The organism is Streptomyces sp. RLA123 (assembly GCF_056270165.1).
The window spans coordinates 4,838,931-4,861,554 of sequence record NZ_JBWDOR010000003.1 but is presented as its reverse complement, the minus strand read 5'-3'; the positions used below and the strand labels follow the sequence as shown (position 1 = coordinate 4,861,554).

The window sequence follows — 22,624 nt, the reverse complement described above, 5'->3', positions numbered from 1 at the left end:
GACTGGATTGAATCATTCACATCCTTGCCTGGTGAATAGCCCCAGTCAACCGGGTCTGTTCCCCTGAGGGAATTGTCCGCCCGCGCCACCATGGAGGCATGAGCCGACGAGGCGACGTCCTGAGCGCCGCCGTGGAACAGGGACTGGTCGGACCGGAGCAGCCGGTGGCCGGCCTGCTGGACCTGGACGGGATCCGCGCCTCCGCTGCGGCCCTGCGGGACGGCTTCGCGACACCCGGTGTCGAGGTCACGCACACCTTCGCCGTCAAGGCCGCCTCGCTCGTACCGGTGCTGCGGCTGCTGGCGGAGGAGGGCATCGGGGCCGAGGTCGCCAGTCCCGGGGAACTCGCGCTGGCGCGGGCGGCGGGCGTGCCCGCGGACCGCATCGTGCTGGACTCCCCCGCCAAGACGCCCGCCGAACTCGCCGAGGCCCTCGCCCTCGGCATCGCCGTCAACGCCGACAACTTCCAGGAACTCGCCCGGCTGGACCGGCTCGTGCGGTCCGGGACGGCCGCGCCCCTCGGGCTCCGCGTCAACCCGCAGGTCGGCGGAGGCAGCATCGGCGCGATGAGCACCGCGACCGCCACCTCGAAATTCGGCGTCGCGCTGCGCGACGAGGGCGCCGCCGACCAGGTCGTCCGGGCCTTCCTCGACCGCCCGTGGCTGACGCGCCTCCACACGCACACCGGCTCCCAGGGCGTCCCCCTGGAACTCATGGCGGCCGGCGTCCGCGCCACGTACGAACTCGCCGAGCGCGTCAACCACGAGGCCGGACGGCAGCGGGTCCACGTCATCGACATCGGCGGCGGCCTGCCGGTCGACTTCACCTCCGACGACATGAGGCCCACCTTCGCCGAGTACGCCGGGGTGCTGCGGGCAGCCGTCCCCGGGCTCTTCGACGGGCGCTACGGACTCGTCACCGAGTTCGGCCGCTCACTGCTGGCCCGGCACGGCACGGTCCTCGCACGCGTGGAGTACACCAAGTCCGCGGGCGGTCGGGCCATCGCGGTCACCCACGCCGGCGCGCAGGTCGCCACGCGCACCGTCTTCGCCCCCGGGGCCTGGCCGCTGCGCGTACTGGCGCTCGACGGCAAGGGCCGCGCGAAGCGGGGCGACCCCGTCCTCCAGGACATCGCCGGCCCCTGCTGCTTCGCGGGCGACCTCGTCGCCTCCGCGCGGGCCCTCCCCCTGCTGGAGGAGGGCGACCTCGTCGCCCTCCTCGACACCGGCGCCTACTACTTCTCCACACACTTCGCCTACAACTCCCTGCCCCGCCCCGCCGTCCACGGCCACACCGGCGACCCCCCGCGCTTCCGCACCCTGCGCCGCGCCCAGACCCTCGCGGAACTCGTCACCGAGTCGGGCGGCTGAGCGGCGCGGGGCGCCGCGCGACCGGGCCCGGGCGCGGGGCCCGCCCGCTCAGCGGGTGGCTGCGGGGAGGCGGCGACGGGTGCCGCCGGGGCCAGCGTCGCCTGCGACGGGGCCGGTGGCCTCGTACGAGGGGACGGACGGCGCGGCGGGGCCACGGCCGGCGTGCTCGGGGCGGACCCAGAGCAGTTCGTCGTGCGCACGCTCCCAGCGGCCTATGCCGACCGCCTTGGCCCACAGGCCCGCGCCGAGTCCCGCGAGCAGCATCCCGGCCGCCGCGGGGACGGCGACGCCGGAGGCCAGGGCGACGGCGAAGGCGCCCAGCAGCCACCAGCGGCGCGAGCGCGCCCAGCCGCGGGCCGTGACGCGACGGTCCTGGAGGAACACGGACTTGGGGGCACGCTCCGCCCGCCCGGCCAGGACCGCGTACCGCCGGCGCCGCGCGAAGAACGCGACGAAAGCGCCCACGACGAACAGGGCGGCGCCGCCGAGGACGCCGATGCGCCGCCCGGTCAGGCCGGGGACGAGGACCCCGATCCCCGCCGCGACGACTCCGAGCCACCACAGCCGGCACGCCGCCGCCCGCACCAGAACCGCGACCCTTGCCAGCACATATGTTCCGCGTACCACGTCCTGCCCCTCCCTCGCGCTCCGTCACATGTCGAGGGGGGAGATTACTCGGCGAACATCAGAATTCCGTGAGGAGAACGGGGGCCGGGCCCTGGGGCCTGGTCACTCCACGAACAGGCCCGCGGCCGCCGCCTTCGCGTCGAACTCCTCCAGCCGGGCCTGCGCGTCGGGCAGGCCGTCGCACATGGCCTCCAGCAGCACCCGCCCGAGCAGCATCGGCGCGCACGCGGTGTCGAAGGCGAGCCCGGTGCCCACCGCCGCCGGGAGCAGGATGTCGGAGTGCGCCGCGACCGGCGCGAAGGCGCTGTCGGCCACCGTGACGACGGTCAGCCCCGCCCCGCGGGCGTAGGCGAGCGCCTCGACCACCTCGCGCGGGTGCCGCGGCAGGGCGAAGCACAGCAGCGCGCTCGCCCCGGCCAGCACCGCGGCGTCGACGCGGTCGGCGAGCATGCTGCCGCCCTCGTCGAGCAGGCGCACGTCGGGGTGCACCTTGCCCGCGAAGTAGCCGAAGCCGCGCGCCTGGGCGGCGGCCGCGCGCAGGCCGAGCACGAGCAGCGGGCGGGACCCGGCCAGCAGCGCCCCGGCCCGGGCGACGGGGCCCGGGTCGGCGAGGAGTGCCGCGAGGTGCCGCAGGTTCTCGATCTCGGCCTGGACGGCCTCCTGGTACTCGTTGTACGTGTCGCCGGCCGGCCGGCCCTCGGGCATCGCGGCGGGCACGACCTCCCGCAGGTGGCGGCGGAGCGCCGGGTAGCCGTCGAAGCCGAGGGCGACGGCGAAGCGCGTCACGGAAGGCTGGCTGACACCGGCCAGTTCGGCGACCTCGACGCTGGACAGGAAGGGCGCGTCGGCGGCACGCCGCACGAGGCAGTGGGCGATCCGGCGCTGGGTGGGAGTGAGGCGATGGGCCTCGAACAGCTTCATCAGGCGCGCCGACGCGGTGTCGTTGTCCGTCGACATCTGGCCTCTCCCCGTCCCGTTCCCGCTGTTCCCACGGTTCCTGCTTCTGCGGCAAGCCTGCCATGGCCGCCCGCCCGCGGGCCTACGCGGGCGGCAGCAGCTTCTTCTGGGGCTTGCCCATCGCGTTGCGCGGCAGTTCGGCCAGGAAGCGCACCTTGCGGGGGCGCTTGTGCACCGACAGGTGCCCGGCGACGAAGTCGATCAGTTCCCGCTCGGTCACCCCGTCGGCGACGACGTACGCCACGATCTCCTGGCCGAGATCCGCGTGCGGTGAGCCGACCACCGCCGCCTCCCGCACCGCGGGGTGGTCCAGCAGGGCGTTCTCGACCTCGCCGGCGCCGATCCGGTAGCCGCCGGACTTGATCAGGTCGGTGGAGGCCCGGCCGACGATGCGGTGCATGCCGTCCGGGTCGACCGCCGCGATGTCCCCGGTGCGGAACCAGCCGTCCTCGGTGTACGACGCGGTGGTGGCCTCGGGCCGTCCGAGGTAGCCGTCGAAGAGCGTCGACCCGGTGAGCTGCAGTTCCCCGATCTCCTCGCCGGGCTGGGCCGCGATCCGGGTGCGGATGCCCGGCAGCGGCAGGCCGACGGAACCGGGCCGCCGCTCCCCGGAGGCGCGGGTGCTCACCGTGATCAGGGTCTCCGTCATGCCGTAGCGCTCGACGGGGCGCTGCCCGGTCAGCGCCTCCAGGTCCCGGAAGACCGGCGCGGGCAGCGGCGCGCTGCCGGACACCAGCAGCCGGGCGCCGCGGAGCGCCTTGGCGGCCTCCGGGTCGGCGGCCACGCGGCCCCAGACGGTGGGGACGCCGAAGTACAGGCTGCCGCCCGCCCGCGCGTACGCCCCCGGGGCCGGGCGCCCGGTGTGGACCAGGCGGCTGCCGGTACGCAGGGCGCCCAGCACGCCGAGCACGAGCCCGTGCACATGGAACAGCGGCAGGCCGTGGACGAGCGTGTCCTGCGCGGTCCACTCCCAGGCCCCGGCGAGCGCGTCCAGGTCGGCGGCGATGGCGCGGCGCGGCACGAGGACGCCCTTGGGGGCACCGGTCGTACCGGAGGTGTACAGCACGAGGGCGGTGGTGTCCGGTCCCGGCTCCGCGCCCTCGAAGGCGGCGCTTTCCGCGAGGTCGACCGGGGGCGCCGCGACCGCCCCGGAGTCCTCGATGATGTGCCCGCGCTCGGCCGGGCCCGCGTCGGGCGGCACCGGCACCACCGGCACGCCCGCGAGCAGCCCGCCGACGACCGCGACCACCGTCTCCAGCGTCGCCGTGGCGTGCACGGCCACCGCGGGCGCCCCGGCGATCCGGCGTGCCACGGCCCCGGCCGCGGCCAGCAGCCGTTCGCGGGAACTGGCGGCCCCCGCGACGACGAGCGCGTCGGGGCGGTCGCCGTGGTCGTCGTACAGCGCGGTCAGCAGGGGCTGGGTAGCGGTCACGGCCCGACCCTACTGGGGAGGGGGGAGCGCCCCTGAGAAGGTTCGGGGGTTTCCCCCAGTGCCACGCCGTGTCGCCGTCCGTACGGTGGCGTCATGGACGCCCGCGACCCAGAGCTCAAGAAGGAATTCGCCGCCACCCTTCAGGCGCGCAAGGACCTCGGGGAGGAGTACGAGTCCGCACTCGTCGACTCCTTCCTGGAGAAGATCGACCAGCGCATCGACGCACAGGTCGAGCGGCGCGTGCGCCGTGAACTGGCCCAGCACCAGACGGCGTTCGCCCGTGCCGGCCGCCAGGTCGGGCCGCGGGGCGACGAGAGCCGCAGCCGCTTCGGCGCCCGCTACGGCTTCGCCGGCTTCTCCCTCATCATGGCCATCCCGCTCTCCGCCATCGGCGCGAACGAGCATCTGCCGGGCCTGCTCATCGCCTGGGCCGGGATCGTGGGCGTCAACGTCGCCCAGTCCATGGGGTGGCTGTTCACCGACCGCGAGCGGGAGCGCGCCCGCCGCAGGGACCCGGACGCCTGGGAGGACTGACGCCCGGCGTCAGCCCGCGAGCAGCGCCACGACGCGCCGCGCCGCCGCCTCGTCACGGGCCGCCGCGAACTGCTGCGGCCCGCCCGTCATACGGAAGGGCAGCCCGTCCGCGGACAGGACCGTGCCGCCCGCCTCGGCGACGAGGAGCACGCCCGGGGAGTGGTCCCAGGGGTTGTCGTAGGCGTACGTGGCCGCGTCCAGCCGGCCCAGGGCCACGTCGAGGTAGTCGCAGCCGGCCGAACCGCTCGCGCAGGGCTTGATCCCCTGCCCGGGGCCGAGGTCGTACAGGGCGCGATGCTGGTGGGGGGTGAGGTTCGCCGGGCGGGCCCCGGCGACCAGCAGGACCTCGTCCGGGCCGCTCCCGACGGCCGGCAGTCGCAGCGGGCGCCCGCCGGACCGTGCGCCCGCGCCGCGCCGCGCGGTGGCGAGGACGCCGTCCACCGGCCGGTACACCCAGCACGCCAGCAGTTCGCCGCGGGCGGCCAGCGCGACCTGGGTGACGAAGGAGGCGTCGCCGCGGACGAAGTTGGAGGTGCCGTCGACCGGGTCGATGATCCAGACCGGGGCCTCGCCCAGCCAGGCGTCCAGCAGTCCGGGGTCGCCGTGCACGGCCTCCTCGCCGATCACCGCGGAGCCGGGGAGCAGTGCGGTGAGCGTCCGCGTGAGGCGTTCCTCGACCCGGTGGTCCGCGACCGTGACCAGGTCCCGCGGCCCCTTCTTCTCGCTGATGTCGCCCGCGGCGAGCCTGCCGAAGCGGGAGAGCGCCTCCTCGTCGGCGATGGCGCGTACGGATTCCTCGACGGCGGCGAACACCTGTGCGTTGATCACGCGGTCTCTTTATCAGAAGAGCGGCCCGCGTTGATACGCGGGCCGCTCTCCGACGCCTTGCGCGGGGACCGCCGCACCCCCGGTCGCCCGGGGGGCGGGACGACGGCGGTCCCCGCGAGGGACGCGGGCCGGGTCAGGGCCTGGCCTCACGTCCTGGGGTCACCATGGAGGTCCGGGAGCCGCTCCGGAGGTCCTTGGCGCCACATCCACGCTGTCAGCCGGCCGGTCCGGGACTTCCCGCCCGTCCTGCTGACACCGACCAATGTGCCGGAGCCGTGTTAAGACCGTGCTGCGCGGACGTGACGCGGATGTACCACTTCTGCGAAACCCTCGCCGCTCCCGCCGCAGTCCTCCGCGTGCCGGCTACTTGGCGGTCTCGGCCAGGAAGGCCAGCAGGTCCTGCCTGCTCACGACGCCCGTGGGCTTGCCCTCGACCAGCACGACGGCCGCGTCGGCGGTGCCGAGGACGGCCATCAGGTCGGCGACCGGCTCGCCCGAGCCGACCTGCGGCAGCGGCGCGCACATGTGCCGCTCCAGCGGGTCGCCGAGGGTGGCGCGCTGGGTGAACAGCGCGTCCAGCAGCTCGCGCTCCACGACGGAGCCGATGACCTCGGCGGCCATGACGTCGGGGTGGCCGGCGCCCGGCTTGACGATCGGCATCTGCGAGACGCCGTACTCGCGCAGCACCTCGATGGCCTGGCCGACGGTCTCCTCGGGGTGCATGTGCACCAGGTGCGGCAGGCCGCGGTCCTTGCGGTCCAGGACGTCGGCCACGCGGGCCTGGCCGGTGCCCTCCTCCAGGAAGCCGTAGTCGGCCATCCACTCGTCGTTGAAGATCTTCGACAGGTAGCCGCGGCCGGAGTCCGGCAGCAGCACGACGACCACGTCGTCCGGGCCGAGGCGCTCGGCCACCCGCAGCGCCGCGACGACGGCCATGCCGCAGGAGCCGCCGACCAGCAGGCCCTCCTCCTTGGCCAGGCGCCGGGTCATCTGGAAGGCGTCCTTGTCGGAGACGGCCACGATCTCGTCGGCCACCGTGCGGTCGTACGCGGTGGGCCAGAAGTCCTCGCCGACGCCCTCGATCAGGTACGGGCGGCCGCTGCCGCCGCTGTAGACGGAGCCCTCGGGGTCGGCGCCGACGACACGGACCGCGCCGTCGGAGGCGTCCTTGAGATAGCGGCCGGTGCCGGAGATGGTGCCGCCGGTGCCGACGCCCGCCACGAAGTGCGTGATCCGCCCCTCGGTCTGGTCCCACAGCTCAGGGCCGGTGGAGTGGTAGTGCGAGGCCGGGTTGTTGGGATTGCTGTACTGGTCCGGCTTCCAGGCGTTGGGGATCTCGCGCACCAGGCGGTCGGAGACGTTGTAGTAGGAGTCGGGGTGCTCGGGGTCCACGGCGGTGGGGCAGACCACGACCTCGGCCCCGTAGGCGCGCAACACGTTGATCTTGTCGGTGGACACCTTGTCGGGGCAGACGAAGACGCACTTGTAGCCCTTCTGCTGGGCCACGATCGCCAGTCCCACGCCCGTGTTGCCCGAGGTCGGCTCCACGATCGTGCCGCCCGGCTTGAGCTCGCCGCTCTTCTCCGCGGCCTCGATCATGCGCAGCGCGATCCGGTCCTTCACCGAGCCGCCCGGGTTGAAGTACTCGACCTTGGCCAGGACGGTGGCCTGGATCCCTGCGGTCACGCTGTTGAGCCTCACGAGCGGGGTGTTGCCGACGAGGCTGATCATCGAGTCGTGGAACTGCACCATTGTCTCCGGGTTCTCCGAGATTGTGAGGCCAGGGTAAGCGGTTTTCGTGCGCCGGGCCGCTCCCGGGGGAGGCGGTCACCGCACGCTTCACCTTGGTGTTACGTACGCCCCGGTAGGTCCGGATGTAGAGTCGCATCGTGGCGCGATCACGACACGTCGCACCTACGACACCGGGCCAGTACAACCGGGGGGTGGGCCATGACCGAGCGACACCCGAACCGCACCGGGGCCGGCACGGACACCGCCGACTACGCCGCCGCGCTCAGCGGTCTGGCCGCGGTGGAGTCCGGCCTCGCCGCCGTGCGGGCGCGGCTCACCGCACTCGCCACCGCCCGCCCGTCGCGACCGGCCGAACCGGTGATGCCCGGCGGCATCGCCGAGGTGGTCCACGGCGAGGCCGAGCAGCAGCACATCATCGAACAGCTCCAGCGCGAGGCGCGCAAGGAGGTACTGACGTTCGTACGGCCGCCCTACGTCTCCTCCGCGGGCAACTTCGTGCAGAAGGAGCGGCTGGCCTCCGGGGTCGAGTACCGCTCGCTGTACGAGACGACCGCACTGGTCTACCCGGGCGCCGCCGACATGCCCGGCTTCGTCGAGCCGGGCGAGCTGGCACGGGCCGCGCCGACCATCCCCATGAAGCTGATGATCGTCGACGCGGAACGGGCCCTGCTGCCGCTGTCCGGCGGCCGCGACCGGTCGGTGGTCTCCTCCGCCGGGCTGTTGCTGCTGCACCCGTCGGTGCTGGTGGACGCCCTCCTGGAGCTGTTCGAGGACCGCTGGCTGCGCGGCACGCCGCTGCGGATGCCGGCCGTGGGCGACGCGGAGGAGGACCCGGGGTTCCCCGGCTCCCCCGAGCTCGACGAGCAGCTGCTCTCCCTGCTGATGTCGGGGCTGCCCGACAAGGCGATCGCCTCCCAGCTCGGCATATCGCTGCGCACGCTGCAGCGCAGGATCCGGTCGCTCATGGAGTCCACGGGCACCGCGAACCGCACCCAGCTGGCCTGGTTCGTCGCGCAGGAGCGCCTGACCTGACGACGGTTGCGCCGGGCATCGGACGGGGCAACAAGGTGTTGTAACCATTGCGGGCCGACGGGGGCCCGTGCGCGGCACGGAGGTGGACTTGTCCAGGGCAAGGGTGGCACGGCGGATCGCGACGGCCGCCGCGTACGGAGGAGGCGGGATCGGGCTCCTGGGCGGGGCTGCGGTCGGCCTGGTGCTGACCGAGGCCGCGCTCGCCCGCCGCGTCGTCGGCGGCTCGGACGCCATCCCCCCGCGCGCGGGGGGCCACTACGGCGCCGCCTTCGCGCTGAGCAGCAGCGAACGGCCCATCGTGCTGGCCCTCACGGGCGATTCGACGGCGGCGGGTCAGGGCGTCCACCGGGCGAGTCAGACGGTCGGCGCGTTGCTCGCGTCCGGCCTGGCCGCGGTGGCGGAACGGCCGGTGCGGCTGGTCAATGTGGCGAACCCCGGTGCGAAGTCCGACGACCTGGCCCGCCAGGTCGATCTTCTGCTGGCGAAGGACGCGGGCCCGGCGCCCGACCTGTGCGTGGTGATGATCGGCGCGAACGACGTGACCCGGCGGATGCCGCTGGCGATCTCGGTGCGGATGCTGTCCGACGCGGTGGGGCGGCTGCGCGAGGCGGGCGTCGAGGTGATCGTGGGCACCTGCCCGGACCTCGGCACGATCGAGCTGGTGTACCAGCCGCTGCGGTGGATCGCCCGCCGCCAGAGCCGGCAACTGGCCGCCGCGCAGACCATCGCGGTCGTCGGGATGGGCGGCCGTACCGTGTCGCTCGGCGACCTCCTGGGGCCCGAGTTCGAGTCGCGGCCGCGCGAGATGTTCGGCCCGGACAACTACCACCCCTCCGCCGAGGGGTACGCGACCGCCGCCATGGCGATGCTGCCGACCCTCTGCTCGGCGCTCGGGCTGTGGCCCGAGGAGGACGAGCGGCCGGACGCGCGTCGCGGCGAGGGCTTCATGCCGGTCGCCCAGGCCGCCGCCGAGGCGGCGGGCGAGGCGGGCACCGAGGTCGTGGCCGCCTCCGGCAGCGTCTCCGGCCCCCGCGGCCGCTGGGCCCTCCTCAAGCGCCGCCGTCGCCGCCGACTGCCCGACACCGACGATCCCACCCTGGCGGCCGAGGCGGCCGAGGCCGCCGCGGCAGCGGCCGAAGCCGCCCAGAACTGACGCCCGCCCCGCACGGGCGCCCCCCTGGGGCGTGCCTCAGCGGGGCTGGTTGAAGCGCAGGAGGTTGCCCGAGGGGTCGCGGAAGGCGCAGTCGCGGACGCCGTAGGGCTGGTCCATCGGCTCCTGGAGGACTTCGGCGCCCGCCGCGCTGATGCGTTCGAAGGTCGCGTCGCAGTCGGGCGTCGAGAAGATGACGCCGCGGAGCATGCCCTTGGCCATCAGCTCGGCCATCGCCTGCTTGTCGGCGGGCGAGGCGTTGGGATTGGCGAGCGGCGGTTCCAGGACGATGTCGACGTCCGGCTGCGCGGGAGAGCCGACGGTGACCCAGCGCATGCCCTCGAAGCCGACGTCGTTGCGGACCTCCAGGCCCAGGACGTCGCGGTAGAAGGCGAGTGCCTTGTCGTGGTCGTCGACGGCGATGAAGCACTGCGAAAGCGTGATGTCCATGGCCACACGCTAGGGCCGGGTGGGGTTCCCCGCCGCTCCGTTCCTGACGGGGCGGGTGAACATCTTGGCCACGCACGCCGGGATCGCCGCGCCGTGCTCGTGGTCGCGTGCCCGGTACGCGCTCGGGGTCTCGCCGACCAGTTCCGTGAAGCGGGAGCTGAAGGAGCCCAGCGAGGTACAGCCGACCGCGAAGCACACCTCGGTGACCGACAGGTCGCCGCGCCGCAGCAGTGCTTTGGCGCGCTCGATCCGGCGCGTCATGAGGTAGCTGTACGGCGTCTCGCCGAACGCGGCCCGGAAGCTGCGCGCGAAGTGACCGGTCGACATCAGCGCCCCGCGGGCCAGCTCGGGCACGTCCAGGGGCTCCGCGTAGTCGCGGTCGATCGCGTCCCGCGCCTGCCGCAGCCGCACCAGGTCCTCGATGTTCACCCGGGCAGCATCGCATGCCCGCCGCGGGCTAAGCGGGCGCTCAGAAAGAGGCCCGAGTCACAGCGCGCAAGACGTGACTGGGTGCGCTACGTACAGGTAACTTCCCCAGGAGTACAGCCGTTTCCGACGCCGCCTCGACGAGGAGTCGCGATGCCCGAAGCCGTGATCGTCTCTGCCGCCCGCTCCCCCATCGGCCGGGCCATGAAGGGGTCCATGAAGGACCTGCGCCCCGACGACCTCACCGCCACCATCATCCAGGCGGCGCTGGCCAAGGTCCCGCAGCTCGACCCGCGGGACATCGACGACCTGATGCTCGGCTGCGGTCTGCCCGGCGGCGAGCAGGGCCACAACCTGGGCCGCATCGTGGCCGTGCAGATGGGCATGGACCACCTCCCGGGCTGCACCGTGACGCGCTACTGCTCCTCCTCGCTGCAGACCACCCGGATGGCGCTGCACGCCATCAAGGCGGGCGAGGGCGACGTCTTCATCTCGGCGGGTGTCGAGACGGTGTCGCGGTTCGTCAAGGGCAGCTCCGACGGCATGCCCGGCACCCACAACCCGCTCTTCGCGGAGGCCGAGGCACGCACCGCGTCCCGCGCCGAGCAGGGCGGGGGCGTGTGGCACGACCCGCGCGAGGACGGCCTGGTCCCGGACGCGTACATCGCGATGGGACAGACCGCGGAGAACCTCGCCGCACTGAAGGGCATCACCCGCGCCGAGCAGGACGAGTTCGGCGTGCGCTCGCAGAACCTGGCCGAGGAGGCCGTCAAGAAGGGGTTCTGGGAGCGCGAGATCACGCCCGTGACGCTGCCCGACGGCACCGTGGTCACCAAGGACGACGGCCCGCGCGCCGGCGTCACCCTGGAGGGCGTGCAGGGGCTGAAGCCGGTCTTCCGGCCCGACGGCACCGTCACCGCCGCCAACTGCTGCCCGCTGAACGACGGCGCGGCCGCGCTGGTCGTCATGAGCGACACCAAGGCCCGCGAACTCGGCATCACACCGCTCGCCCGCGTGGTGTCCACCGGCGTGTCCGCCCTGTCCCCGGAGATCATGGGCCACGGCCCGGTCGAGGCCTCCCGCCAGGCGCTCAAGCGGGCCGGGCTGGCCATCGGCGACATCGACCTGGTCGAGATGAACGAGGCCTTCGCCGCGCAGGTCATCCCCTCCTACCGGGACCTGGGCGTCGACATCGACCGCCTCAACGTCAACGGCGGCGCGATCGCCGTGGGCCACCCCTTCGGCATGACCGGCGCCCGCATCACCACGACGCTGATCAACTCGCTGCAGTGGCACGACAAGCAGTTCGGCCTGGAGACGATGTGCGTCGGCGGCGGCCAGGGCATGGCCATGGTCATCGAACGTCTGTCGTAACACCCGTGCGCGTGTCCTAAGTCGCAATGCAACCGCCCCCGGGATGTGACCTTCCCCCGGGGGCGGTCGTTTGCCCAGGTCAGGAGTGCACCACCCGACCGGCCCAAGACTTTGGACCTACTCATATCGTGACGTTCCGCACTGCAGAGGCCATGGATTTGAGTGCACAGTGGTGTGTACAGGGGGCCAGGCTCGGGAAAGCACAGTCGGGAGTACGCCAGTGAGCGCCATGTTCCTCGTCCTGCTGACGGGTGCGGCAACCGCCGTGGCCGCCGGCTCCGCCGCGCTGTTCGCCACGCGCGGCGTTCGTCGCGACGTCGCCGCCCTGCGCGCGGACCTGGCGGCGGCCACTGCCGCACATGCCGCCGTGCCGGCCGCGCGTGCGGCCACGGAGACCCCGGGCGTCGAGGCCATACGCACTGCTGTCGCGGACGCCCTCGCCGACGAGCGCGAGCGGGAGCTCGCCGAGGCGCGGGCCTTCTGGGCCGCGCAGGAGGCTCCCCTGGCCTACGGCACCGGCGAGGCGGGCGACGCCGTCGCCGACGCCCAGCTCGACGTCCAGATCTTCGGCGGCACCGGTTCCGGTACGGGCGCCGCGGGGGCGGACTACGAGGTCCTGCCGTACGGCCCGTTCCTGCCCCGCCAGGCGGACCTGACCGGACTGGAGTCCGGCCCCGTCGGCCCGGTGCCCTTCCGGCACCCCTCCGACCCGGACTTCGCCGCGCCGGCCCCGGTCGTTGCCAACCAGGAGCAGACCGCCGAGCGCCTCGGCGAACTCGCCGACCTGCGGATGCCGCTGGCCGACGTACGGCCCGGCCCGCTCGGCACGCTGGACGTCTACGTCTTCGCCGACGGCACCACGCTCTGCATGACCCCGGGCGACCGCGAGACCGCGGACCGGCTCTGCGACGCCCTGGACCGCGGCGAGTCCCCGGTCCTGCTGGGCGGCTCCGCGGTGGCCGGCGGCTACGCGCTCACCTTCACCTTCGGCGAGGAGTCGGTGTACGTCCTGGCCGACCGGGTGGTCGCCTCCCTCTGACCGGCGGTGCCGCCGGTTCCCCCCTACAGACCGCAGCGCGAGGCCGTGTCCCGGATCCGGGACACGGCCTCGTCGCGTACAGGGGCCAGGTCCGGGCAGGGCTCCAGCGCCGCGGCCAGCTCGTGGGCGGCCACCGCGATCTGGTCGCCGACGGCGAAGATCCCGTCGTCCGGCATCGTCAGCGGCTCCCGCGCGGGGAACTCGATCCGCTGCGCCCGCACGGCCAGCTCCCGGGCCAGCGCGAGCCCCGCCGCAGCCACCTCACCGCGCAGCCTGCTCTGGGGCAGGGAGCGGTAGCGTCCGGCCAGGATCCCGGCGGCTTCGCGAAGCGTCGTACAGTCCAGCACGGCCGGGATCTTACCGGTACGTACACAGAACCGAGCGCGTTGCACTGTTGCCATCGGGAGAAGCCTCAGGCACGGTGGGGTGACCGGAACGCATACCGGAGGCGCCGATGTCCCAGACCTTCTCTGAAGAGACCCACCGGAACCTGCTCTCTCACATCCCGAACTGCACCGGCCGCGAGATCGGCGAATGGCTTCGCACGGTCGACGACGGGCCCGCTTTCCTCCGCTTCGACGAGAAAGTCAGCTGGCTCCGTAGCGAGCACGATCTGTCCTACGGACACGCCAAGGCGATCGTCCACGAGTACGACCTGAGGCGCGCCGCCCGGAGACTGGGCTAGCGACCTCCCCCGCGCATGCGAACGGGCCCCGAAAGGCAATGCCTCCGGGGCCCGTTGAATGCCCGCTTGTCAGTCGTCGCCGCGCAGGATGGCGATGAGGCGCAGCAGCTCCAGGTAGATCCAGATGAGGGAGAGGGTCAGGCCGAAGGCCGCCCACCACGCCTCGTTGGCCGGGGCGCCGTAGCGCACGCCGTCCTCGATCTCCTTGAAGTTGAGCGAGAGGAAGAAGGCGCCGAGCAGCACACCGATGATGCCGACCGCGATGCCCAGGCCGCCGCTGCGCAGCCCCAGGCCGTCGCCGCCGCCGATCGCGGAGGCGATCAGGTTGATGACGATCAGGATGAGGAAGCCGATGGCGATCCCCATACCGATCCGGTAGTAGCGCCGGGTGACCCGGATGAGCCGGGTCCGGTACGCCACCAGCATGCCCGCGAAGACCGCCATGGTGCCGAGCACCGCCTGCACGGGGGCGCCGTTCCAGGCCGTGTTGTACATCTCGCTGATGATGCCGAGCGCGATGCCCTCGAACGCCGCGTAGCCCAGGATGAGGCCCGGGACCGGCCGGCGCTTGAACATCAGGACCACATAGAGGACCAGGGCCACCAGCCCGGCGCCGCCCGCGAGGGCGTAGCTGGTCGGGCTGACCGGCAGGATGAACCATGCCAGCAGCGCGCCGACCACGACCGTGCCCAGGGTGATCGCCGTCTTGGTGACGACGTCGTCCATCGTCATCCGCCCGGTCTGCACCGGGGCAGTGGGCGGGGCCTGGTGGGTCGCCGTGTCGTAGGGGTTGGTCCCGGCGTACGGGTTTCCGCCCGCGTACGGGGTGCCCTGCGTCTGCGCACCGCCGAAGCCCGCGTAGCCCTCCCCGCGGGAGAACCCCCGCCGGGAGAAGACCGGGTTGCTGCTCCTCATCTTTCACTCCTCCATGGGCCGCGTGACACGACTCCGCACCAAGAGTAATGGCATGGCAAAGCAGGCGGTCTAGTCCTCAAGGAGGATCTTCTTCCGTTCTTCACCCCGATGCCGCCCCCGGGCATGAGCCGGACGGATGAACCGCGCGCCGTCACGACGACGGAGCCCCGGGGCGGTATCGCCCCGGGGCTCCGTCGTCGGTGCGTCAGCGCGTCAGCGCTTCAGCGCGTCGCTCAGTGGCGCGTCAGGGCCTGGCGCAGCACGTCGTAGACGTAGGTGTTGGCGTGCTTGCCGGTGAAGCGGTCGGACAGCGGGCCGGCCGCGGTCACGGGGACGTCCACACCGGTGTGACCGGAGGTGGTCCAGTCCATGTAGAAGCTCTTCTCGCTGCCGCGGATGCTGAACGGACCGTCCTCGGCGGAGATGGCGTCGCCGGACTCGTCGGCGGCGTCGGCCTCCTCGACGGCCAGGCCGCCGGTCTCGTGGTCACCGGTGATGACCAGCAGGGTGTCGGAGTGGGTGGCGACGTACGCACGGGCCACGGCCACGGCCTTCTCCAGCTCCTGCATGGACTGCAGGGTGCGGGTGGCGTTGTTGGAGTGCGCGAACTCGTCGGTGCCCTCCTCCTCAACCATGAGGAAGAAGCCCTTCTTGTTCTTGTCCAGCGTGCTCAGGGCCTTGCTGGTCATCGTGGAGAGACCGACCACCGGGCTGTACACGTCGCCCTGGCCCTCGGGACGCTGCTGGAACAGCTCCTCGTTGGCGAAGAGACCGAGCAGCTTGCCGCCCTTGGCGCGGCTGAGCTGGTCCGCGCTGGTGACGTAGGAGTAACCGGCCTTCTTGGCCTTCTTGATGAGGTCGCCCTTGGTGCCCTTGCTCGCCTCGGACGGGTCCTCGGCGGGCTGGTCCTTGAACGCGCCGGCGCTGCCCGCGGGCAGCCACCAGTCCTCGCCACCACCGAGGATGACGTCGGGCTTGCTGACCTCGATGTACTGGCGCGCGATCTCGTCCTGCGCCGAACGGTTGACGGTGTTCGAGAAGAACGCCGCCGGCGAGGCGTCGGTGACCTGCGCGGTGGTGACCAGGCCGGTGGCCTTGCCGGCCGCCTTGGCCTGCTGGCCGAGGGTGGCCAGCGGGTTGCCGTCCACGTCGACGCTGATCGCGCCGTTGTAGGTCTTCTCGCCCGTCGCCCACGCGGTCGCCGCGGCGGCCGAGTCGGTGATGACGGCCTTCGGGTCGTCCGGATCGGTGGTCAGCTGGCCCGAGACGGGGAGCTTGTCCATGGCGAGCTGGCCGTTCAGGCCCGTGAAGTGCAGGCGGGCGGCCTGGCGCAGAGCCGGGCCCATGCCGTCGCCGTTGATGAAGATGACGTTCTTGGCGGTCGGGGTCTTGGCCTTGGCCGACTGCGGCGCGGAGGCGGAAGCGCCCAGCGTCGGGTTGACCACCATCGTCACGACCGCAGCGGCTATGGCAGCGACTGCGGGAGCGGCGAACCGCCGGGCCCTACGAGCATCCAGGGACACAACGTCCTCCGTTGTAGTTCTTGCCCATCACTTGACCGCGACCATAGGAGCCTTCGGGGGGAGGTTGACCAAAAGCAGATGGCCAGTACGCAACGAGATCTTCAGGGAGAGGTAAAGGCGCAGGCCCGCCACTTGTCCGGACAGGTCGCGCGAGGACGGACTCCGAACCCGGGGCCGCGTGCCCGGCGCACGGGCCGAGCACGCCCAAGTCCGGCCGGCCCCGTGGGTCATCACCGCGGCGGGGACCCGGCATGAGGCCTCCGGGAGCCGGTCACCGGGTGCGCGGGACGGGCGCCGGGCACATCCGCGCCCCTCGGAACGCCCTGGTGCGCGAGCCCGGCCCCCGGCCGGAACTGCGTACAGGCGCGCACGGCCCGCGAGACCCGGGAGGGACCCGGCCGGGCGGAATTCGCCGGTCGCGGCGGCCGCCCGGGCCTTTGCCCCGGCGTTGCCCGCCGCATACCGGCGGCGGGGCAGCTCATGGGCCGGAAGGGTCCTGGGGGGCGTGGTCGGCCGGGATGAGCCGGCCGCGGCCGGCCAGGCGGTAGAGCAGGACGAGGGAGGGAAGGATCAGCAGCCCCGCCACGATCGCCACGCCGACCGTCACCCACAACGTGGCCTCCGGCGCCGCCGCTTCGGGGATCTCCAGGTGGGTGCCGAGCAGATAGGGGTACTGGGCGACGCCCCAGCCGAGGACGATCAGGGCGACCGCGGCGGCGGCCAGCGCCCGCAGGCCCGAGATCCGGGTGCCGCGCAGCAGCACCATGCCGGCCGCGCCGCAGAGGGCGGCGGCCAGGACCAGGGGCAGCGCGCGGTGGCTGAGCTGGTGGAAGAGCCGGGGGGCGTCGTGCCGGAGCACGAAGATCCCCACGATGCTGACGACCCCGGTCAGCAGGCCCGCGAGCAGGGCCCGGTCCCGGAAGTACCGCGCCAGGCCGGGCTCGTGCTGCCGCCCGGCGGCCACATGGAGGTAGACGGCGGCCAGGTAGGCGCAGACCAGGACGGCCAGGACGCCGCCGAGGACGGAGGTGGGGTTGAGCCAGCCGCTGATCGCGTCCCCGTTGCCGCCGGTGGGCACCCGGCCCGAGGCGATGCCTCCGGCGATGGAACCGAAGCAGTACGGGGCCAGCACGGACGACAGCGCGAAGGCGGCTCCGTACACCCGCTGTTCGGGCGTGCGCAGGGAGGCCTTGCGGAAGGCGAACCCCGCGCCGCGCAGCACGATGCCGAGCGCGGCGAGCCCCAGCGGCAGGTAGAGGGTCGTGGTGATGGCGGTGTACGCGGTGGGGAAGCCCGACCAGAGGAACACCAGGCAGTACACGAGCCAGGTGTGGTTGGCCTCCCACACCGGCCCGAGCGAGGTGTCGATCAGGTGGCGCGGATGCCTGCCCCGGTCGGCACCGCCCGCCGTGAGGTCCCAGAAGCCCGCGCCGAAGTCGGCACCTCCGAACAGGGCGTACGCGATGACACCGATGAACAGGAAGACGGCGACGAGTTCGGGCATCAGTGCCCCGATCCCACGGGTACGTCCGCGCGGTCCGGGCCGGAGCCGGGCCCGTAGGGCACGTCCACCGCGTCGCCGCCCTCGGCCTGCCAACGGCGCTTCATCGACAGCAGCACCCCCACGGCGCTCACCCCGACGGCCGCGTAGACGGCCAGGACGGCCCCGAAGAACGGCCACAGGTTCCCCTGGGTGGTGACCGCGTCCCGGGTGAGGAGGTGTCCGACGACCGTCCAGGGCTGACGGCCCACCTCCGTGACGATCCATCCGGTCTCCAGGCAGGCCACCGCGGCCAGGCCGCTGACCGCGCAGCACCGCAGGAACCAGCGCCGGCCGTCGACGCTGCGGTGCCGCCACCACAGCCAGGCGAACCAGAGGACCAGCAGCATCAGGACGGAGGACAGCCCGACCATGACGTCGAAGGCCAGGTGCACGGTGCTGACGGCCTGGTCGGAGGGGCGCACGTCCGGCGGGATGGCATCCAGCCCGCTGATCCTCGTGGACGGGCGGAACCCCGCCAGCAGGGAGGCCACGTCGGGAAGGGGGAGGCCGTAGCGGACCTCGCCGTCGACGAGGATGCCGCCGAGGGTCTCGGGGACGTGGGTGCCGGTGGACGGCAGGAGTTCGATCGCCGCGAACTTGGCGGGCTCCGCCTCGAAGACGTACCGGGCGATCGTGTCCCCGACGACCATCTGGAAGGGCAGGACGACCGCCGCCGTGACGAAGCCGATGAGGAACCCCAGCCGGTGGTAGCGGGAGGTCCGGCCGCGCAGCATGCCCACCGCGTAGACGCTCGCCACCGCGAAGCCGGCCACGATGTAGGCGGCGAGCAGCATGTGCAGCATCTCCCACCAGAAGGCCCCGTTGAAGAAGACCTCGGCGGGGCGGACGGCGACCACGCGGCCGTCGCGCAGGGTGAACCCGCCGGGCTGGTTCATCCAGCTGTTCGCGGCGATGACGGCGGCCGCGCCGCCGATGCTGGAGAGCGCCACCGGCACGCCGGTCCAGAAGTGGGCCCACGGCGGCATACGGTCCCAGCCGTAGATGTAGATCGACACGAAGATCGCCTCGAGGAAGAAGAAGAGACCCTCGATCGCGAAGGGAAAGCCGAACGCGGCCCCGTAGCGGCCCATCAGGCCGGGCCACAGGATGCCGAGTTCGAAGGAGAGCACCGTGCCGGTGATCGCGCCCACGGCGAAGAGCACCGCGGCCACCTTGGACCAGCGCCGGGCCAGGAGCAGTGCGTCCTGGTCGCCGCGGCGCAGACCGCGGTGGTTCGCGACGAGCATCAGTGTGGTGAGCGCGACCCCGAACGGCACCAGGATGATGTGGAAGCCCAGGGTGAAGGCCATCTGCTGACGCGCCGGCAGGAGCTGGTCGGGGTCCCCCGCGGCGGCGAGGCTCCGCACGGCATCGAGCACAAGGGTCATGACGGACCCCGCCGGTGGACTGTCACCATGCATCACCCTGGGATTATTCGTCCGGTTGTGTGGCGATACACGGTAGGTGACGACGCCCCCGGTGCCGGGTATTCGGCCGTTCCCGGGACCGGCGGCGCCGCACCCTCCCTGGGCTCAGCCGACGCACTCATTCTTGTCGGCCTGCGCCTTCTGGATGTCGGCCGGGGGCTTGTCCGGTCCGGCGAGCGGGACGCCCGCGCCCTGGTAGTCGGCGCCGAGGGTGAGCGTCATGTTCGCACCGGGGCCCGCGTCGTCCGCGCCCGGACGCAGCGCCGAGGCGGGCAGGCCCATCATCGCGGCCAGGGCCCGGGCCTGGGCGGCCTGGTCGGGCCCGTAGACCAGGGTCGTACGGGCCTGCTTCCCGGCGGGCGCGTTGCCGCCGTTGGTGGAGTGGCTGACGCCCTTGGTGTTCTGGAGCCACTCCAGCGTCGTCTGCGCCGCGCCCTGCGGGCCGCCCCCGTTGTAGACCTCGACCCGGACCTGCGTCGGGCCGGCCTTGGGGCCCTTGAGCTTGGCGTCGGCGGCCGTGGGCTTCTTCTTCGTCCCGCCGGACAGCGAGACGTCGCCCTTGATCGCCGAGAAGACCTGGGGTGCCCTGGTCTCGTCGACCATGACCGTCGCGTGGAACCCGATCTCGTACGGGTTGTCCTTGACCGGCAGCGTCGTGAAGGTGATGTGCTTGGGGTCGACCTTGCTCAGGTCCTTGGCGAGGCCGGTGAGCTTCGAGACGCTGCCGATGCCCGTGTCCACGGTGAGTGCCTTGGTCGCGGCGTTGGCCAGTTTGAAGAGCTTCGTCGGGTCCGTGAGCGTGTCGCCGGACTTCATCTCACGGATCATCGAACCCAGGAACTGCTGCTGGAGCTGGATGCGGTCCAGGTCGCTGCCGTTCTTCAGCGCGTGGCGGGTCCTGACGAACTGGAGGGCCTGCTCGCCCTGGACCCTGTGCGGTCCCGCGCTCAGCTTCAGGTGCGAGCCCTCGCCCTTGGAGTCCGTGTCGTTGATGGCGTGGGTGAGGCAGACCGGGACTCCGCCCACGGCCGTGGACAGGGTCTTCACGGCCTCGAAATTGACCATCATGAAGTGGTCGATCGGCAGGCCGGTGATCTCGGTGACGGTCCGCATCGTGCAGCCCGGGTCGCGGCCCTCCTGGCCGAGGCTCTCGTTGAAGCGCGGAGAGAACTTGGCCTGGGCCGTGGCGGGGATCGTCTTGGTGGAGCCGTCCTTCTGCTTGGTGGGGCAGTCGGGGATGCCGACGACCATGTCGCGCGGGATGCTCATGACGGTCGCGTTCGACCGGTCCTTCGCCACGTGGAAGAGGAGCGTGGTGTCGGCGTGGCCGACGTTGTCGTCGTCCCCGTACTTCCCCCCGAGGCCGACCCGGCTGTCGGTTCCGATGACCAGGATGTTCACCGCGTCGTGGCTGGTGGCGTTCTTGTTGCCCGCCGTGCCGACGTCGACGGTGGAGATGTTGCGGTCGAAGTGCCGGTACAGGAGGTACGCGCCGCCACTGCCCGCGAGCAGCACGAAACCGAGCGTGCCCGCGGTCCACATCAAAACCCTGCGCCTCGTGGGCCGCTTGGCCTTCCGGGACGGTCTCGCCCCGGCGCGGCGACGGCCGCCGGGCGCCGCGGCCGGGGCCGCTGCGGAGCGCTGTTCCTCGCGGCGCGCCCTGTGCCCGCCCTGCGGCGGCACGGTGGCTGCCGGGGAGTCCCCGGGGTCCAGCCGCAGCCGGTAGGTACCGGTCTGCGGGTCGAGGACCCACTGGTCCGCGGGGTCGATGGGTCGGCCGTCCTGAGTGTCCACGGTTGTTCGGGCCCTCCGTCCGCGCCCGCGGCACCGCCCCCTGGCGCTTGATCGTCGTCCGTAGCGATGCCCGGACACCCCGGGACATCGGTTCAGACACACGAGTCACGCGCATGGTTGCGCTCAGGACCGTTCAACTTGCGATTCCCGAGGCGCATTTACGGGCATCGATGGGCACATCCTGGACCGACCGGCCGTCCCGCCGGGTCAGCTCACCTGGTGCCCCGCAGGATGCCGGGGCCTTCCGGCCGGGGAGGATGTCATGTGAGGACTTCCAGGAGCCGGTCGGCCAGCACCCCGGCGGAGTGGGGATTCTGGCCGGTCACCAGGTTGCGGTCCTCGACCATGTAGGGCTCCCAGATCGGGCCGCGGCTGTAGTCCACGCCGACCTTCTCCTTGAGGTCCGTCTCCAGCAGCCACGGGGCCCGGGGGGCCAGTCCGACGGCTTCCTCCTCCTCGTTGGTGAAGCCGGTGACCCGGTAGCCCTTGAAGGGCGATTCACCGTGGATGCGGGTGGCCAGCAACGAGGCGGGCGCATGGCACACGATGAAGAGCGGCTTGCCGGAGGCGAGTTGCGCCGTCAGCAGCCGTCCGACGTCGGCGTCCCACGCCAGGTCCGCCATCGGGCCGTGGCCGCCCGGCAGGTACACCGCGTCGTAGTCCTCGAGCCGGACGTTCGCCAGCGCCAGCGGCCGCCGCATCACCTCCGCGGAGCGAATGATCTTTTCGAGTTCCAGGGCGCCGTCCTCGCCACCCGCCATCGAGGGGCGCAGGCTCATCATGTCGACGTTCGCGACGACACCGCCCGGCGTCGCCACGACCACCGCGTGGCCGGCTTCCGTGACCTTCTTGTACGGCACCGCGAACTCTTCGGCCCAGTAGCCGGTCGCATACCTGCTGCCGTCCTTGAGCACCCAGTACGTCGCACCGCTCACGATGAAGAGCACCGTCGCCATCAAGCCCACCTCCTGGCCTCATCGATGCAATCCCTACCAAAAGCGTAGGTACGCGGTGGAACCGGCGCATGCGGGGAGCCGCCGGCCGTCCCCGTCACCCGGACGGTGGCTCCCCGCGTGCGCCCGCGGCGAAGAAGTCCCATCCTGGCCACGGCAGAAGGCGGCGCCACGGAGCCCGCCGGACCCTCGTCGCCATGAGCGGGCCCCCGCCGCACCGTCGCGGCGGGGGCCGCTCCTCGAAGCGGCAGGAGCGCCGGGACGGGGCTACATCTTCATGCCCTTCATGTCGCGCATGCCCATTCCGCCGTTCATCTCCGTGATCATGTGGTGGATGTCGTGCACGGCGGGCGGCATGATCACGAAGGGGCGCATCATGCCCTCGTCCTCGTGGCGGAACGCCCTCCCCACCAGTGGATCCGGTCGTACGAGGCCGCGTCCCCGGACGGCGTGCGTACGCGGCGAAGACCTCGGGCCCACCGGTCCCGGAGCGCGAATCCCTCGCGCGGCGCGGCGCGGATGATGTGCGGCCGCCCCCCGGGTTCCCACCACGAAGAAGGTGCGGCGCTTGCCCCTCGTTTTCGCCGGTCGGCGCCGCGGGGAGTTGTGGTGCCCGGAACCGGACTCGAACCGGTACGCCCGCAAGGGGCAGCGAGGTTTAAGCTCGCCGTGTCTGCTTTCCACCATCCGGGCAGGGCGGCGCCAGAGCGCAGCACGAGCCTATCCGGGAAGGTGGGTGGGAAGCGGCCCGGCATTCGTCATGTTGTCTGATTCCATTGCTTCCTGACGACCCATCAGATCACGTCGCGCATG

The 22,624-nt window shown here is 72.4% G+C and carries 22 protein-coding genes and 1 tRNA gene; 7 read left to right on the top strand and 16 right to left on the bottom strand.

Going from position 1 to position 22,624, the window contains the following annotated elements; genetic code table 11:
- Positions 1-98: 98 nt before the first annotated feature.
- The gene (locus RV983_RS22165; RefSeq protein WP_475987486.1) at positions 99-1,370 is read left to right on the top strand and encodes a type III PLP-dependent enzyme domain-containing protein; all 1,272 of its coding nucleotides are present in this window, start codon (positions 99-101) and stop codon (positions 1,368-1,370) included.
- A 48-nt stretch (positions 1,371-1,418) separates the two neighbouring features.
- Here RV983_RS22165 and RV983_RS22160 read toward each other — a convergent pair whose 3' ends face one another.
- From RV983_RS22160 to RV983_RS22150, 3 genes are all read right to left on the bottom strand, one after another.
- The gene (locus RV983_RS22160) at positions 1,419-1,997 is read right to left on the bottom strand and encodes a hypothetical protein (protein WP_475987485.1); all 579 of its coding nucleotides are present in this window, start codon (positions 1,995-1,997) and stop codon (positions 1,419-1,421) included.
- A gap of 102 nt (positions 1,998-2,099) precedes the next feature.
- Positions 2,100-2,954, bottom strand: coding sequence for a MurR/RpiR family transcriptional regulator (locus RV983_RS22155; protein WP_475987484.1), 855 nt, complete (start codon positions 2,952-2,954; stop codon positions 2,100-2,102).
- Positions 2,955-3,036: 82 nt separating this feature from the next.
- Positions 3,037-4,368, bottom strand: coding sequence for an acyl-CoA synthetase (locus tag RV983_RS22150; protein WP_475990420.1), 1,332 nt, complete (start codon positions 4,366-4,368; stop codon positions 3,037-3,039).
- 111 nt (positions 4,369-4,479) lie between these two features.
- Here RV983_RS22150 and RV983_RS22145 point away from each other — a divergent pair, with 111 nt between their 5' ends.
- Positions 4,480-4,920, top strand: a complete 441-nt coding sequence (locus RV983_RS22145; protein WP_475987483.1) for a hypothetical protein — start codon at positions 4,480-4,482, stop codon at positions 4,918-4,920.
- 9 nt (positions 4,921-4,929) lie between these two features.
- On the opposite strand, the gene RV983_RS22140 is transcribed toward RV983_RS22145, so the two are convergent.
- Together RV983_RS22140 and RV983_RS22135 are read right to left on the bottom strand one after the other, a co-directional pair.
- Complete coding sequence (locus RV983_RS22140; protein WP_475987482.1) at positions 4,930-5,748, bottom strand: inositol monophosphatase family protein; 819 nt, start codon at positions 5,746-5,748, stop codon at positions 4,930-4,932.
- Between the two features lie 363 nt (positions 5,749-6,111).
- Entirely contained in the window at positions 6,112-7,497 is a 1,386-nt protein-coding gene (locus tag RV983_RS22135; protein ID WP_475990419.1) for a cystathionine beta-synthase, read from the bottom strand.
- Between the two features lie 201 nt (positions 7,498-7,698).
- Between RV983_RS22135 and RV983_RS22130 the strand changes: the two genes are divergently transcribed.
- Positions 7,699-8,532, top strand: a complete 834-nt coding sequence (locus tag RV983_RS22130; protein ID WP_475987481.1) for a helix-turn-helix transcriptional regulator — start codon at positions 7,699-7,701, stop codon at positions 8,530-8,532.
- A gap of 82 nt (positions 8,533-8,614) precedes the next feature.
- Positions 8,615-9,685 carry an SGNH/GDSL hydrolase family protein gene (locus RV983_RS22125; protein WP_475987480.1) on the top strand — a complete coding sequence of 357 codons (1,071 nt, stop codon included), beginning with the start codon at positions 8,615-8,617 and terminating at the stop codon, positions 9,683-9,685.
- A gap of 36 nt (positions 9,686-9,721) precedes the next feature.
- Here RV983_RS22125 and RV983_RS22120 read toward each other — a convergent pair whose 3' ends face one another.
- Positions 9,722-10,132, bottom strand: coding sequence for a VOC family protein (locus RV983_RS22120; RefSeq protein WP_475987479.1), 411 nt, complete (start codon positions 10,130-10,132; stop codon positions 9,722-9,724).
- A gap of 9 nt (positions 10,133-10,141) precedes the next feature.
- Positions 10,142-10,561, bottom strand: coding sequence for a helix-turn-helix transcriptional regulator (locus RV983_RS22115; RefSeq protein ID WP_475987478.1), 420 nt, complete (start codon positions 10,559-10,561; stop codon positions 10,142-10,144).
- A gap of 150 nt (positions 10,562-10,711) precedes the next feature.
- Here RV983_RS22115 and RV983_RS22110 point away from each other — a divergent pair, with 150 nt between their 5' ends.
- A complete protein-coding gene (locus tag RV983_RS22110; protein ID WP_475987477.1) occupies positions 10,712-11,932 on the top strand; it encodes an acetyl-CoA C-acetyltransferase in 1,221 nt (406 codons plus the stop codon).
- 229 nt (positions 11,933-12,161) lie between these two features.
- Positions 12,162-12,971 carry a hypothetical protein gene (locus tag RV983_RS22105; RefSeq protein WP_475990418.1) on the top strand — a complete coding sequence of 270 codons (810 nt, stop codon included), beginning with the start codon at positions 12,162-12,164 and terminating at the stop codon, positions 12,969-12,971.
- A gap of 23 nt (positions 12,972-12,994) precedes the next feature.
- On the opposite strand, the gene RV983_RS22100 is transcribed toward RV983_RS22105, so the two are convergent.
- Positions 12,995-13,318 (bottom strand): hypothetical protein, encoded by a 324-nt coding sequence (locus tag RV983_RS22100; protein WP_475987476.1) that lies wholly within the window; start codon positions 13,316-13,318, stop codon positions 12,995-12,997.
- Positions 13,319-13,425: 107 nt separating this feature from the next.
- On the opposite strand from RV983_RS22100, the gene RV983_RS22095 reads away from it, so the two are divergent.
- Complete coding sequence (locus RV983_RS22095; protein ID WP_384289941.1) at positions 13,426-13,656, top strand: DUF4287 domain-containing protein; 231 nt, start codon at positions 13,426-13,428, stop codon at positions 13,654-13,656.
- A 69-nt stretch (positions 13,657-13,725) separates the two neighbouring features.
- Here the strand turns inward: RV983_RS22095 and RV983_RS22090 are convergent, their stop codons facing one another.
- The 8 genes from RV983_RS22090 to RV983_RS22055 form a co-directional block, all read right to left on the bottom strand.
- Positions 13,726-14,571, bottom strand: a complete 846-nt coding sequence (locus tag RV983_RS22090; protein ID WP_475987475.1) for a Bax inhibitor-1/YccA family protein — start codon at positions 14,569-14,571, stop codon at positions 13,726-13,728.
- A gap of 233 nt (positions 14,572-14,804) precedes the next feature.
- On the bottom strand, positions 14,805-16,019 hold the full coding sequence (locus RV983_RS22085) for an alkaline phosphatase (protein ID WP_475990417.1): 1,215 nt from the start codon (positions 16,017-16,019) through the stop codon (positions 14,805-14,807).
- 553 nt (positions 16,020-16,572) lie between these two features.
- Complete coding sequence (locus RV983_RS22080) at positions 16,573-17,598, bottom strand: cytochrome d ubiquinol oxidase subunit II (protein WP_475987474.1); 1,026 nt, start codon at positions 17,596-17,598, stop codon at positions 16,573-16,575.
- The gene (locus RV983_RS22075; RefSeq protein WP_475987473.1) at positions 17,598-19,025 is read right to left on the bottom strand and encodes a cytochrome ubiquinol oxidase subunit I; all 1,428 of its coding nucleotides are present in this window, start codon (positions 19,023-19,025) and stop codon (positions 17,598-17,600) included. The genes RV983_RS22080 and RV983_RS22075 overlap by 1 nt, the downstream gene beginning before the upstream one ends.
- 144 nt (positions 19,026-19,169) lie before the next feature.
- Positions 19,170-20,858 carry an LCP family protein gene (locus RV983_RS22070; protein ID WP_475987472.1) on the bottom strand — a complete coding sequence of 563 codons (1,689 nt, stop codon included), beginning with the start codon at positions 20,856-20,858 and terminating at the stop codon, positions 19,170-19,172.
- 260 nt (positions 20,859-21,118) lie between these two features.
- Positions 21,119-21,814 carry a type 1 glutamine amidotransferase domain-containing protein gene (locus tag RV983_RS22065; RefSeq protein WP_475987471.1) on the bottom strand — a complete coding sequence of 232 codons (696 nt, stop codon included), beginning with the start codon at positions 21,812-21,814 and terminating at the stop codon, positions 21,119-21,121.
- 264 nt (positions 21,815-22,078) lie between these two features.
- Positions 22,079-22,222, bottom strand: coding sequence for a hypothetical protein (locus RV983_RS22060; protein WP_475987470.1), 144 nt, complete (start codon positions 22,220-22,222; stop codon positions 22,079-22,081).
- Positions 22,223-22,418: 196 nt separating this feature from the next.
- Positions 22,419-22,504, bottom strand: a tRNA-Leu gene (locus RV983_RS22055).
- Positions 22,505-22,624: the final 120 nt, after the last annotated feature.

Excerpts from the sequence above, each read along its gene's own strand:
- RV983_RS22065 (WP_475987471.1), bottom strand. The coding sequence starts at position 21,814 with ATGGCGACGGTGCTCTTCATCGTGAGCGGTGCGACGTACTGGGTGCTC.
- RV983_RS22145 (WP_475987483.1), top strand. The coding sequence starts at position 4,480 with ATGGACGCCCGCGACCCAGAGCTCAAGAAGGAATTCGCCGCCACCCTT.
- RV983_RS22130 (WP_475987481.1), top strand. The coding sequence starts at position 7,699 with ATGACCGAGCGACACCCGAACCGCACCGGGGCCGGCACGGACACCGCC.
- RV983_RS22120 (WP_475987479.1), bottom strand. The coding sequence starts at position 10,132 with ATGGACATCACGCTTTCGCAGTGCTTCATCGCCGTCGACGACCACGAC.
- RV983_RS22090 (WP_475987475.1), bottom strand. The coding sequence starts at position 14,571 with ATGAGGAGCAGCAACCCGGTCTTCTCCCGGCGGGGGTTCTCCCGCGGG.
- RV983_RS22155 (WP_475987484.1), bottom strand. The coding sequence starts at position 2,954 with ATGTCGACGGACAACGACACCGCGTCGGCGCGCCTGATGAAGCTGTTC.
- RV983_RS22080 (WP_475987474.1), bottom strand. The coding sequence starts at position 17,598 with ATGCCCGAACTCGTCGCCGTCTTCCTGTTCATCGGTGTCATCGCGTAC.
- RV983_RS22110 (WP_475987477.1), top strand. The coding sequence starts at position 10,712 with ATGCCCGAAGCCGTGATCGTCTCTGCCGCCCGCTCCCCCATCGGCCGG.
- RV983_RS22085 (WP_475990417.1), bottom strand. The coding sequence starts at position 16,019 with ATGGTGGTCAACCCGACGCTGGGCGCTTCCGCCTCCGCGCCGCAGTCG.
- RV983_RS22105 (WP_475990418.1), top strand. The coding sequence starts at position 12,162 with ATGTTCCTCGTCCTGCTGACGGGTGCGGCAACCGCCGTGGCCGCCGGC.
- RV983_RS22165 (WP_475987486.1), top strand. The coding sequence starts at position 99 with ATGAGCCGACGAGGCGACGTCCTGAGCGCCGCCGTGGAACAGGGACTG.
- RV983_RS22075 (WP_475987473.1), bottom strand. The coding sequence starts at position 19,025 with ATGACCCTTGTGCTCGATGCCGTGCGGAGCCTCGCCGCCGCGGGGGAC.
- RV983_RS22095 (WP_384289941.1), top strand. The coding sequence starts at position 13,426 with ATGTCCCAGACCTTCTCTGAAGAGACCCACCGGAACCTGCTCTCTCAC.